11 protein-coding genes are annotated in these 13,299 nt (G+C 39.7%); 9 read left to right on the top strand and 2 right to left on the bottom strand.

Features of this window, described 5'->3' with window-relative positions:
* Window positions 1-313: 313 nt before the first annotated feature.
* Window positions 314-1,207: a DUF72 domain-containing protein gene (locus tag VXS03_RS01840; protein WP_327761663.1), complete on the top strand. Its 894-nt coding sequence runs from the start codon at window positions 314-316 to the stop codon at window positions 1,205-1,207.
* Between the two features lie 20 nt (window positions 1,208-1,227).
* Here the strand turns inward: VXS03_RS01840 and bla are convergent, their stop codons facing one another.
* The gene (gene bla / locus VXS03_RS01845) at window positions 1,228-2,091 is read right to left on the bottom strand and encodes a class A beta-lactamase (protein WP_327761664.1); all 864 of its coding nucleotides are present in this window, start codon (window positions 2,089-2,091) and stop codon (window positions 1,228-1,230) included.
* A 252-nt stretch (window positions 2,092-2,343) separates the two neighbouring features.
* Between bla and cmoA the strand changes: the two genes are divergently transcribed.
* The 7 genes from cmoA (at window position 2,344) to VXS03_RS01880 (ending at window position 9,021) form a co-directional block, all read left to right on the top strand.
* Window positions 2,344-3,072 (top strand): carboxy-S-adenosyl-L-methionine synthase CmoA, encoded by a 729-nt coding sequence (gene cmoA, locus VXS03_RS01850; RefSeq protein WP_080173083.1) that lies wholly within the window; start codon window positions 2,344-2,346, stop codon window positions 3,070-3,072.
* A 16-nt stretch (window positions 3,073-3,088) separates the two neighbouring features.
* The gene (cmoB, locus tag VXS03_RS01855) at window positions 3,089-4,063 is read left to right on the top strand and encodes a tRNA 5-methoxyuridine(34)/uridine 5-oxyacetic acid(34) synthase CmoB (RefSeq protein WP_327761665.1); all 975 of its coding nucleotides are present in this window, start codon (window positions 3,089-3,091) and stop codon (window positions 4,061-4,063) included.
* Window positions 4,064-4,151: 88 nt separating this feature from the next.
* Window positions 4,152-4,958: an ATP-dependent zinc protease family protein gene (locus VXS03_RS01860; RefSeq protein WP_327762024.1), complete on the top strand. Its 807-nt coding sequence runs from the start codon at window positions 4,152-4,154 to the stop codon at window positions 4,956-4,958.
* 14 nt (window positions 4,959-4,972) lie between these two features.
* Window positions 4,973-6,487: an inactive transglutaminase family protein gene (locus tag VXS03_RS01865; RefSeq protein WP_327761666.1), complete on the top strand. Its 1,515-nt coding sequence runs from the start codon at window positions 4,973-4,975 to the stop codon at window positions 6,485-6,487.
* 3 nt (window positions 6,488-6,490) lie between these two features.
* Complete coding sequence (locus VXS03_RS01870) at window positions 6,491-7,465, top strand: alpha-L-glutamate ligase-like protein (RefSeq protein ID WP_327761667.1); 975 nt, start codon at window positions 6,491-6,493, stop codon at window positions 7,463-7,465.
* Between the two features lie 134 nt (window positions 7,466-7,599).
* The gene (locus tag VXS03_RS01875; protein ID WP_327761668.1) at window positions 7,600-8,109 is read left to right on the top strand and encodes a VC2046/SO_2500 family protein; all 510 of its coding nucleotides are present in this window, start codon (window positions 7,600-7,602) and stop codon (window positions 8,107-8,109) included.
* Window positions 8,110-8,331: 222 nt separating this feature from the next.
* On the top strand, window positions 8,332-9,021 hold the full coding sequence (locus VXS03_RS01880; RefSeq protein WP_327761670.1) for an SDR family oxidoreductase: 690 nt from the start codon (window positions 8,332-8,334) through the stop codon (window positions 9,019-9,021).
* A 166-nt stretch (window positions 9,022-9,187) separates the two neighbouring features.
* Here the strand turns inward: VXS03_RS01880 and adhE are convergent, their stop codons facing one another.
* Window positions 9,188-11,872: a bifunctional acetaldehyde-CoA/alcohol dehydrogenase gene (gene adhE / locus VXS03_RS01885; RefSeq protein ID WP_327761672.1), complete on the bottom strand. Its 2,685-nt coding sequence runs from the start codon at window positions 11,870-11,872 to the stop codon at window positions 9,188-9,190.
* A gap of 722 nt (window positions 11,873-12,594) precedes the next feature.
* Between adhE and VXS03_RS01890 the strand changes: the two genes are divergently transcribed.
* A complete protein-coding gene (locus VXS03_RS01890; RefSeq protein WP_327761673.1) occupies window positions 12,595-13,233 on the top strand; it encodes a YchE family NAAT transporter in 639 nt (212 codons plus the stop codon).
* The last annotated feature ends 66 nt before the right edge of the window (window positions 13,234-13,299 follow it).

Below are 13,299 nucleotides of genomic sequence, written 5' to 3' on the forward strand. Positions count from 1 at the left end.
AATCTATCTATTTAGCATATTCGTACTCGAATTACAGCTTACCGCTAACCCAAGTACAACTGGTTCAATCCCGACCGCTTGCTGTCTAATTTACGCATAAAATTGGATAGCAAGCAGGCCAAGAGGCAAAAATAACAAGCTATTATACCCAAACAGCCTCAGTTTGCGAAGTGAACCGCACGTTTATTCGCATGATCTACCGCCAATCAAAAACGGAATCATGATTAATTGTTTTTTAGTCATGGATATTTAAGCTTTTCAGAAGCAGTTACGCTAAAATCCTCATGTCTTATATCAACCACTTGGGCTTTCAATGATGCCAACCACAGCCAAAGATCTTCCGCTTCGAATCGGCTTAGCACAATGGTCACATAATCATTGGGTTCATAGTTTATACGGTAAAGGCTGTAAAAGTGGTGAGCGTCTAGCACGTTATGCTGATGTTTTTTCAACCGTAGAAGGCAACACCACATTCTATGCTATACCGAGTATGGCGACCGTACAAAAATGGCATGATGCCACGCCTCATGATTTTCGATTTACGTTTAAACTGCCGCAAACCATTACTCACCAACAACAATTACGGCATTGTGATCAAGCGGTGGCGGATTTTTTAAATACAATGCATGTTTTAGCACCAAAGACGGCCATTTGGAAAATTCAACTTCCCGCACAATTTGGACCTGAATCTCTACCTATTTTGGCACAATTCTTAGCCAAATTTCCACCGCACCTAACGACGGGAGTTGAAGTTAGACACCCAGATTTCTTTGCCAAAGGCCCTGCCGAACAGGCTCTTAACCGCTTACTCATTGAACATCAGAGTAATCGCATTATTATGGATAGCAGACCACTTTTTTCTGCATCCCCCTTCTCTGAAGCAATCATCGATGCACAACGAAAAAAGCCTCAAATTCCAGTTCATGCTATCGCAACGGCAAACAACCCTGTTATTCGTTTTATTGGCCATCCCAATGATAGCGACAACGACCCTTTTTTTAAAAATTGGCTCCAACGACTACCGTTATGGATAGCCGAAGGAAAACAACCGTACTTATTTATCCATTCACCCGATAATAATGCGGCACCAGAATCAGCAATACGCTTATATCAATGCTTACAAACCCAACTACGTTCTGCGGTTGACTTACCTGATTTAGGTATTCCCATTCATCAGCAGACACAGCAGCAAATTACCCTGCTATAGCCATCATCTAACTGTGATGATTATTTTTGAGCAACAATATGATATTGATTAAAAATCTGCTCACTGATAGCAACAATTACTTTATTAAGCTCTGGCAGAGTTTTTAACGTTGAATTAGCAATAAAGATTCCAATAAACACTGGCTGATGATCTTTATTCCAAACCATCGCAGTTAATGTGCGAGAGCCATTTACGCCACCGCCACTGCGATCTGCAATTTTCCATCCTTGAGGTAACACTGCGCGAGCTAACCCATCAGAGACCATATTATTAGTCATCCATAATTGTAATTGCGCTTTATTTTCAGCATTAAGCACATTGCCAATTAATAATTTTTTGATGGTATTCATCATTGCAATAGGTGTGGTCGTATCATTCTCTGCCCCTTTTTCAACATAATTTAGCTGAGGTTCAAAATGATCAAGGCGTGTCTTGTTATCACCTATCTTACGTAAGAAAGCGGTTAAACTTTGAGGGCCACCAATCTGCTCTAATGCTAAATTCGCCGCATAATTATCACTCATCAACATGGCAGCCCCACAAACACTTTGTAGTGACATTTGGCCGCCAACAAAATTTTGTGTAATTGGATTCCAGTTAATTAATCCCGCTTTTGTAACATCAATCTTCTGAGTCAAACTTAATTTATTTTGTTGTACGTCATATAACACATTGGCACACGCTAATGTTTTAAATACACTCATCATTGGAAAATGTTGTGACCCATTAAAATCCCATTGAGTCTTGTGTTGAGTATCTATAATAGCAACACCAATTTGGCCTTGAATTTGCTGTTCAGCATGTCGTAAATACTGTTCCAGATTGGCAGCTAATGTCGTTGATGAAAATAAGATTAATAAGCCAAATACCCAATATTTTTTCATTTTAGATCCATTAAAGTAATAAAAATGCCCGCATTCTAAAGAAGAATTTAGTCAGCAACAACCTTACGCCCACACTCCATTAACACGATTAACCCTGACTCATTCAACAATTGTTAAAGACAAATGAAGCTATTTTATCTACAATACGCGACTTTTCAAAGGTGATGGATCGCCTGATAGCAGTGCTTTAATCCAGCCCTATCGTAGTCCCTGTAGGATACTTGTTCTTTATATATGATGAGGTTCGTGAGAATGGCAAGCCACGATAATATTTTTGCTACGCCAATTGCAAAGCTCGGTGATTTTACGTTTGATGAACGTGTTGCTGAAGTTTTTCCAGACATGATTCAACGCTCGGTACCGGGTTATAGCAATATCATCTCTGCTATTGGTATGCTTGCTGAACGTTTTGCTAAGCCACATTCGAAAGTATACGATCTTGGTTGCTCACTTGGCGCTGCCACTTTATCGATGCGTCGTCATATTGATCAAGAAGGCTGTGAAATTATCGCGATTGATAATTCAGCAGCAATGGTTGAGCGTTGCCGCTTATTAGTCAATGCCTACCGTTCTGAAACCCCAGTACAAGTTATTGAAGCAGATATTCGTCAGGTTGATATTCAAGACGCTTCTGTTGTTGTGCTGAACTTCACTCTCCAATTTCTCTCTCCCGATGATCGCCTTGCATTATTAGAAAAAATCTATGCAGGTTTACGCCCCGGCGGAATATTGATCTTATCGGAAAAATATATTTTTGATGATGAACGCGCAAATGAACTGCTAATCGATCTTCATCACGACTTTAAACGAGCCAATGGTTATAGCGAATTAGAAATTAGCCAAAAACGCAGTGCTATTGAAAACGTAATGCGTCCTGACAGCATTGAAACTCATAAACAACGTTTCAATAATATTGGTTTTTCTAGCTCTGAAGTGTGGTTCCAGTGCTTCAATTTTGGCTCAATGTTTGCGATTAAATAAGGTTTACAGTTCCAATATGTTTAGTTTTTCTGCTTTTTATCAACTTCTTGCTCAACATGAGACTCTGCGTCCATGGTTAAATACTCTGCCACAACAATTAAGTGACTGGGAACAACAAGAACATGGCGATATGGCTCGTTGGGTACGCGCTCTGCAAAAATTCCCAACCGATAAGCCTGATATTATTGATCTAAAAAATGAAGTCAGTGTTCGCAATGAAGTACCTATCGCAGATGGCGAGAAAAAGCGTTTAGAAAGTTTATTACGTTTACTTCACCCATGGCGCAAAGGTCCCTTCACTGTCCATGATATCCATATTGACACTGAATGGCGTTCAGACTGGAAATGGGATCGTGTATTGCCACATATTACGCCATTAAAAGGTCGTAGTGTATTAGACGTTGGTTGTGGTAATGGCTATCACATGTGGCGCATGCTGGGTGAAGGAGCAAAATTAACCGTTGGTATTGATCCTTCAAGCTTATTCTTGATCCAATTTGAAGCAATCAAACGCTTAATGGGACAAGATGAGCGTGCTTATTTATTACCATTAGGTATTGAGCAACTACCAGAACTAAAGGCATTTGATACTGTATTTAGTATGGGAGTGTTATATCACCGTCGTTCACCTCTTGATCATATTCTTCAATTGAAAAATCAATTACGTGCCGGTGGTGAAGTGATTCTAGAAACACTGGTCATTGATGGCGATGAAAATACTGTCCTTGTGCCAACCCACCGTTATGCGCAAATGCATAATGTCTATTTTTTCCCTTCTGCTAAGGCATTAAAAGTATGGATGGAAAAATGTGGCTTTGTTGATGTTCGTATTGTTGATGAGAATATCACTACCACAGACGAGCAAAGATCAACCAATTGGATGACCAATAATTCCTTACCAGAATATTTAAATCAAGATGATAGTTCAAAAACTATCGAAGGATATCCAGCCCCTAGACGTGCAATCTTAGTCGGCAGGAATCCTGACTAACGACTGACAAAAGGGATGCTGTGCGCATCCCTTTTTTGATGTAAACTAATGTTGTTATTATATAAAACAGACGCACATAGGAGATATGATGCTTCGTCTTAGCGTGTCATTCATTGCACTAGCGATACTTTCAGGATGTACCTCAAACGCAACGCTAGAGAAAAACCACCAGCAAACTTTAGCCGCTCTCAATAATGTCGAAACTCATCTTGATAACAAAATCAAAAACGTTTCTACACACGTTGAAAATCAACAACAATATATTGGCCAACTTGAAAGAAAATTAGCATCTATCTCAAAAGATATAAAATTTCTTAAGCATAAGAGCCTAACTCAGCCTAAAGTCATTGTTGAAAAACAAATTATTCGAGTTCCAGTTGAGCAACCAATTACTGATTCTAAGACTGCTAACGGTAAAGTAATTTTAGGACAAGAAGAATGGGTCTGGATTGATTCGGTTAAGAGTCATTTTAAAGCCCGTGTAGATACAGGTGCTACAACATCATCATTAAATGCTGTTGATGTTCAAACATTTGAGCGCGATGGTAAAGAATGGGTTCGTTTCAATTTAAGCCATGACTCAGCAATTGATACACCAGCTGAAATTGCAGCGAACAATAAAGCAAAACCAGAAACTATCGAAGCACCTATTTTCCGTTGGGTACGTATTCGTCAGTCAACCTCTGAAGAAGCGGTTCGCCGACCTGTAATTGAAGCATGGATTACGTTAGGTTCCTTACACGAAAAAGCACAATTTACGCTAGCAGATAGAACAAAGATGGATTTCCCAGTTTTACTTGGGCGTGAATTCTTTAAAGATATTGCGTTGGTTGATGTAGGTAAACAATTTGTACAAGGAGAGACTGAGCCAAAGCCAGTCCAAGTTAACAAATAAATCAAGAGGCTATCATGACGTCTAGAATACCTTTTTATATACTGATATCCCTGCTGATCATTTCAGGCATTGGATTAAGCGTGTATCGCCATGATATTTATGGTGTGCCATGGACTCCAGGAAAAGAACGTGCGGTATGGGAAGTAGAAGCTCGAGTACAATTTGATGCCATTGGCGATCCCGTACAAGTAAAAATGTCAGCACCAGGCACACAACAAGGTTTCACTCTCATTGATGAAAGCACATCATCACCCCCAAATTATTCTGTTGTGATCCATGATACTAAAGATGGCCGTGAAGCTGATTGGGCAACACGAACTGCAATTGGTAAACAAGTACTGTATTACAAAACGCAACTACTGGTTGATGAGCACGCTCGGTACAAATCTGTGCCACCAACAGGTGAGCCCACTGACGTTAGTTTAAGTAATCCACAACAAACAGCAGCGACAGCACTGTTAACTCAAGCTCGCAATTTATCCGCCGATGATGTCACATTAGCGCGAGAGTTAATTCGTGAATTGCATGATAAGCAGAACCAAAATGCTGCTGTATTGCTTGATACAATGTCACCGGCCGATGTTGTTACCAGTCTATTGTCACTTGAAGGTATTCACTCTCGTATTGTCAGTGGTTTAACTCTTGAAGATGGTCGTCGTCGCCAAAGCGTATCACCTATGGTTGAAGTGTGGGATAAACAACAGAAAAACTGGCAGTTATTTAATCTCACAACAGGCGAGCAAGGCAAACCTGAAAATGTGATGATTTGGAACCAGCAAGGTAATGCGTTACTTGACGTTGTTGGTGGCCGAAACTCAAATATCAGCTTCTCTATTATTGCCCAAGACATTACGCCACAGCGTGCAACACAAGAAAAAATTAAAGTTGAAGATCTTTTAAACTTCTCGATTCATAGCTTACCTCTTGAAGAACAGGCAATGTTCAAAACCATCATGTTAGTACCAATTGGTGCATTAATTGTGGTGTTCTTACGTATCATTGTCGGCCTAAAAACATCAGGCACATTTATGCCAGTGTTAATTGCGGTTGCCTTTGTGCAAACTCAACTATTAACCGGTATTGTCGGTTTCCTATTGATTGTCGGCACAGGTTTGATCATTCGAAGTTACCTCTCGAAACTCAACCTACTTCTGGTCGCTCGAATATCCGCGGTGATAATTACCGTAATATTGATCATTTCAATATTCACTGTGGTGGCATTTAAGATTGGTTTAATTGAAGGTCTAACAATTACCTTCTTCCCAATGATCATTTTGTCATGGACAATCGAGCGGATGTCGATTCTATGGGAAGAAGAAGGGGCGAAAGAAGTGTTTATTCAAGGTGGCGGTTCGCTGTTAACATCCGTGTTAATTTACCTTGCAATGACAACACCAATCATACGTCACTTAACATTTAACTTTATTGGCGTTCAATTTATTATCCTTGCAGCTATCTTAATTTTAGGTAACTACACCGGTTATCGCTTAAGTGAGCTTCGTCGCTTTAAGCCACTGACCGAGGACTAATATATGTCATTATTTTCACAGTTTACTTCACCAAAAAAACTGCGTGATCGTGGCATCATGGGAATGAACAAACGTAACCATAGCTATATCGGTCGTTATAATGATCGTAGTCGCTTTCCCCTTGTGGATGACAAGCTAAAAACCAAGTTCATTGCTCAACAAGCGGGAGCAACCGTTCCCGATTTGATTGGTGTTATCGATAGCCAAGCCGCTGTTAAACATATTCATCAGATGGTTAAAGACTGGCCTGGGTTTGTAATCAAACCAGCTCAAGGTTCAGGCGGTAAAGGTATCTTAGTGATTGTGAAGCACAAAGATGGAATTTATGTAAAACCATCAGGTGCCGAAATCAATCAACAAGATGTTGAACGCCACATTACCAATACCCTTGCCGGACTATTCTCGCTTGGTGGTAAAAATGATGTTGCGATGGTCGAAAACCTGATTCAATTTGACAATGTGTTTGATGGTTTTAGTTATGAAGGTGTACCTGATGTACGTGTGATCGTATTTAAAGGCTACCCTGTAATGGCCATGATGCGTTGCTCAACCGCAGCATCTGACGGCAAAGCAAACCTTCACCAAGGTGCCGTAGGTGTCGGTATTGACATTGCCTCAGGTAAAGCGATTAGAGCGGTACAGTTTAACGTCCCCGTTGAACGTCATCCCGATACTGAACGCTTATTAAGTGAACTCAGAGTCCCTGAATGGAACAAACTGCTAGTGCTGGCAGCCAGTGCATGGGAAATGACAGGCTTAGGCTACATAGGTACCGATATGGTATTAGATAAAGACAAAGGCCCAATGGTACTTGAGCTTAATGCTCGCCCTGGCCTCGCTATTCAAATTGCGAATGGTACAGGGTTATTACCACGTCTACGTCATATTGAAGCCATGGGAGTCACTGCACACACACCAACGCCAGAAGAACGCGTGGCTTACTGTGCACATCAGTTTGGTGCCAAACCTGATTTCTAAACAATTATCAATGCGATAATATTATTAGCCCTGACATGTTCAGGGCTTTTTATTACCAAAAGAAATCGTTAAAGTTATTGTTTTTTATGTCGATAACCTTAATACCTTATTTAATATGGCCAGTTCTTGATTACATGCAAACTCAATCAATTGATAATGTACAGCTTATTAATGAAATCCAACTCGGCACAAACCTTAACCATGCGGTTGAAGGTGGGCGTCGCGCTGATTTTGCATTAATGTTAGCGTTATTATCTGCTGATCTGCATGAAAATATTCCTGTTGATACGACTCCAATAGAAACACAATCATCACAACAGCTACGGGCTTATTTTGAAATTCCAGCTTCACAGCCCCTCACATCAACACCAGACTGCTACCAACGAGCAGCTGAACAAGCACAAGCCTTTCATCAAGCAAGCTTAACCAGTACGCGTTTACTTGCCGAACTACAACCAACAGCGCTATCCTACCCTCCTCAACAAACAAAAGGTTTACCGGAAGATTTGTTTCATAACTTATCAATTCACGAACGCCGTAAGCTTCCTCCTGTTGAACCTAAACCACTACAAGCAACACCGCAAGATCTGTATTTAGCATTAATTAAATCAAAACGTATGAGTGAAATGAACTGGGCTGCATAAGTCAATATTTGCAGTTGATCAAAGATAAAATATGCCTTTTATGATGCAAAAATAATAACCATATTTGATCGTGACTTTGCTCATAATTTCTTCTTTATTATTATTAGTTTGCGAGCTTATTGACTAGTATTGATAAGAGTAATGGCCTTAGATATAACCTTCATAAAAAAAATACCAATAAGGCTTTAAATAAGACGATTTAAACATTAAGGCTAGCAATATATGCATATCGGACAATCAGTCGCTATAATCACCGATGCTGGTAATCCTATTGGTAAAGCGGTGGCACTTCATTTCGCATCATTAGGGGCAACCTTGGCACTTGTCGATAATAACGAAGTTGAACTAAAAAAAACGTTACAGTCTTGTCGAAAAATCAACGAATCATCAGCAGCTTTTTACATAAAACACTATGATGAAGCCAGTATTAATACCTTATTTCAACAAGTCAGAGAGCGATTTGGTACAATAAATATTTTATTAAATACTTGGACGGGTACAGAAATCCCCCATTTATTATCTCCGACATCGATCAGTGATTTTAATAATATTATGCAAAAAAGTGCGGCTAGCTTTTTTATATTTGGCAAAATAGCCGCTGAATTTATGCAACATCAGCCTCATCAGAGTGTGATTGTAAATCTAGCATTAAGTCATGAAAACCATCAACCACATACTCCCACAACCAGTAAAACGGTAGTAAGTGGCTTGACTCAAAATTGGGCCAATGAGTTAGCCGAATTTAATATTCGTGTTGGAGGTATTGTCCCTATTAATCTACAAGATAAACCCAACGATCAACTAGGGATTATCAATGTTCCAATGCAAGATGAAATAGCACGTAATGTCGAATACATTGTGCGTAATGATTCATTTAATGGGCGAATGCTTGAGTCAGAGATTGGAGTTTAAGCGGTAATAACAAAATTAACTAAAAAGGCTAAGTAGAAATACTTGGCCATTTTTAGATTCAAGGGTTACTCAGTTTATTTGAATCACTTATCGACACGATAAATCCCCAAATAAAAAGCCCGTCTATTTCTAGACGGGCTTCATTATATTTTAATCAGTAAAGATATTAAGCTTTTGCTTTTTTACCTTTAGCAGCAATTTGTACTGGCTCTGATTTCTTGATTACTGTTGTACCTTCAAACGCTTCACCTTCAATGAAAGGCTTACCGTAGTAAGAAGCAAGTAATACTTCTTTAAGCTCAGAGATTAGAGGGTAACGTGGGTTTGCACCAGTACATTGGTCATCAAACGCTTCTACCGCTAACTCATCAACTTTAGCTAAGAAATCAGCTTCAGCGATACCAGCATCACGGATAGATGTTGGGATTTGAAGATTGATTTTTAGTTCTTCTAACCAAGTTAATAGACGCTCAATTTTCTGTGCAGTACGGTCACCAGCGTGTGATAGACCCAAATGATCAGCAACTTCAGCATAGCGACGACGAGCTTGTGGGCTTGCGTACTGTGAGAATGCAGTTTGCTTAGTTGGGTTATCATTCGCGTTGTAACGAACAACGTTAGAAATCAATAATGCGTTTGCAAGACCGTGTGGTACGTGGAACTCAGCACCTAATTTGTGTGCCATTGAGTGACAAACACCTAGGAATGCGTTCGCAAATGCGATACCAGCGATAGTTGCAGCATTGTGTACTTTTTCACGAGCGATTGGGTCAGCAGCACCATTCGCGTAGCTTGATGGTAAGTACTCTTTAAGCATTCTTAGTGCTTGAAGTGCTTGACCATCTGAGTATTCGTTAGCAAGAACAGATACGTAAGCTTCTAATGCGTGAGTTACTGCATCGTAACCACCAAATGCTGTTAGCGACTTAGGCATATTCATAACAAGGTTCGCATCAACGATAGCCATGTTAGGTGTTAGTTCGTAATCTGCTAGTGGGTATTTAGCACCAGTTTTGTCGTCAGTTACAACAGCAAACGGTGTTACTTCAGAACCTGTACCAGATGTAGTTGTGATACATACTAGCTCAGCTTTCTTACCCATTTTAGGGAACTTGTAGATACGCTTACGAATGTCCATAAAGCGCATTGCTAGTTCTTCGAAATGCGTTTCTGGGTGCTCGTACATTACCCACATGATCTTCGCAGCATCCATTGGTGAACCACCACCAAGCGCGATAATAACATCAGGTTGGAAGCTCTTCATTGCTTCAGCGCCTTTCTCAACAACAGATAGTGTTGGATCCGCTTCTACATCAAAGAAAGTTTGAACTTCAATACCTTGTGCTTTAAGCAATGCTACGATTTCATCAGTGTAACCGTTGTTGAATAGGAAACGGTCTGTTACTAGGAACGCACGCTTCTTACCTTCTAAATCGCTTAGTGCAATTGGAAGGCTACCACGACGGAAGTAAATTGATTTAGGTAGTTTATGCCACAACATATTTTCAGCTCGCTTCGCTACTGTTTTCTTGTTGATTAGGTGCTTAGGACCTACGTTCTCAGAGATAGAGTTACCACCCCATGAACCACAACCTAGTGTTAGCGATGGTGCAACGTTAAAGTTGTAAAGGTCACCGATACCACCGTGAGTAGTCGGAATGTTTACAAGAATACGTGCAGTTTTCATACGGTCGCCGAAGTATTTAATACGGTCAGCATTAGTATCTTGGTTAGTGTATAAGCCAGATGTATGACCGATACCGCCAATCTCAACCATTGTTACTGCTTGGTCTACTGCGTTTTCAAATGAAGACGCGCGGAACATACCTAGTGTAGGAGATAGTTTCTCGTGAGCGAACTCATCATCGTAAGAAACTTGCTCACCTTCACCGATAAGAATCTTAGTATCAGCAGGAACTTTAACACCAGCCATTTCAGCAATCTTAGTTGCTGGCTGGCCTACGATATCTGCGTTTAGGTTGCCGTTAATTAATAATACTTTACGTACTTTGTTTGCTTCATCTTTAGATAAAACATAACCGTTGTGAGAAGCAAAACGTGCTTTCACTTCGTCATATACTTCATCCATAACGATAACTGCTTGCTCAGAAGCACAAACAACACCGTTATCAAATGTCTTTGACATAAGTACTGATGCTACTGCACGCTTGATATCTGCAGTTTCATCAATAACAACTGGAACGTTACCCGCACCAACACCGATAGCTGGCTTACCTGAAGAGTATGCCGCTTTAACCATGCCTGGACCACCAGTTGCAAGGATAAGAGCGATACCATCGTGCTTCATAAGAGCATTTGAAAGCTCAACTGAAGGTTGGTCGATCCAACCGATGATGTCTTTAGGTGCGCCTGCTGCTACTGCTGCTTCTAAAACAAGTTTAGCTGCATCGTTAGTAGAGTTCTTAGCACGTGGGTGTGGCGAGAAGATGATACCGTTACGTGTTTTAAGAGCGATAAGTGATTTAAAGATCGCTGTAGATGTTGGGTTCGTTGTTGGAACGATACCACAAATGATACCTACAGGTTCTGCGATAGTCATAGTGCCGAACTCTTCGTTCTCTTCTAAAATACCGCAAGTCTTTTCATCTTTGTATTTGTTGTAGATAAATTCTGAAGCGAAGTGGTTTTTAATAACCTTATCTTCAACAATACCCATGCCAGATTCAGCAACAGCTTGCTGTGCTAGAGGAATACGTGCATTGTTTGCAGCAAGAGACGCTGCGCGGAAAATTGCATCCACTTTTTCTTGAGAAAAAGTAGCGAATTCTTTTTGAGCCGCTTGAACACGTGCAACCAGTGTATCTAGTTCAGCCATATTTGTTACAGGCATACATAACTCCTAGCTTTAAAATTAAAAATCATTTAGTAAGAACATGCTGAAATCTTTTCACATAAGAGCGTTAAAACTTATTAACACTTTCAACAATACACATACTTAGTAAATTGCTTTCAAAACTGATTATAATTTTTCACACTATAAAAGAAATTGATTTAGATCACCACACCATCAAAATGCTGAAATAATCATTAAAACATGGAATATAGTGCTTTTATCATACTTTTACATGCAATTTCATGAGCCTAATAGTTGATTTAACTAATATGCACCAAAACCATTTATTTCACAAGACGAAATATTACGTAATAAAAATACATTTGCTAGTCCCTATGACGATCAATTGTGACAGAAATCACGATTTATTGCGTTAACTGCTCAATATTTGTTGCATATAAACATGATGAATCATTATTTCACTAAGCCTAATACACAAATTTACACTTTACATAATTTATCTGACATAAAATTATCTACGTCTGAAGTCGCATTAATTGGCTTTTATTGGTAGATGAAATACTTAGCTTAGATTAAAATATGGTCTGAATCGTATTTTCCAATCATACATCCTTATAAAAGACTGACTAAAATAGTGCCTATTAAGATCACAGAATCCAGCTATTGTTTAGTCTTTATTTTCAATATGGCAATGAGAACACATATTCTCTGTTGTACTAACGCCACAATGAATACAGATAATTTAATAGGTATTAATTATGCAGGCTTTTGATATAGCAATATTTTTACACTTTTTTGTTGGGCTCATTGCCACTGTCAACCCTGTAGGTATCATGCCTGTTTTTGTTTCTCTTACAGGAGCGATGAGTCCTGAAGAGCGAAATAAAACCGCATTAACAACCAATATTGCCGTTGTTATTATTTTAGTTGTCGCATTAATAGCTGGGCAACATTTACTGGATCTATTCAGTATTTCCATCGAGTCATTTCGTGTTGCGGGGGGATTACTGCTACTGAGCATCGCATTTTCAATGATGAGTGGTAAAATCGGCGAGGTTAAGCAAAATAAAGAAGAAAAATCAGAATCTATCAGCCGTGAACAAGTGGGTGTCGTTCCATTAGCAATGCCGTTAATGGCAGGTCCTGGTGCCATAAGCTCGACCATTGTATATGGTGCTCGCTACCCGAGCCTGACATCAACGATAGGTATAGCTATCACTATTGCTGTTTTTGCATTTTGTTGTTGGCTATTGTTTCGCTCAGCACCTTATATTGTGCGCTTTCTAGGTCAAACAGGTATTAACGTTATTACACGTATTATGGGTTTGATTCTTGCTGCTCTTGGTATTGAATTTATTATCAATGGGCTACGCGTGATGTTACCGGGGCTCAGCTAACTATTTCAACCAACTCCTGAGCCTCAGCCCATTTATTGGCTGGGGCTTTTTTACATCTGATAAATA

Source organism: Photobacterium sp. S4TG1 (genome assembly GCF_036040035.1).
Taxonomy (GTDB): domain Bacteria; phylum Pseudomonadota; class Gammaproteobacteria; order Enterobacterales; family Vibrionaceae; genus Photobacterium.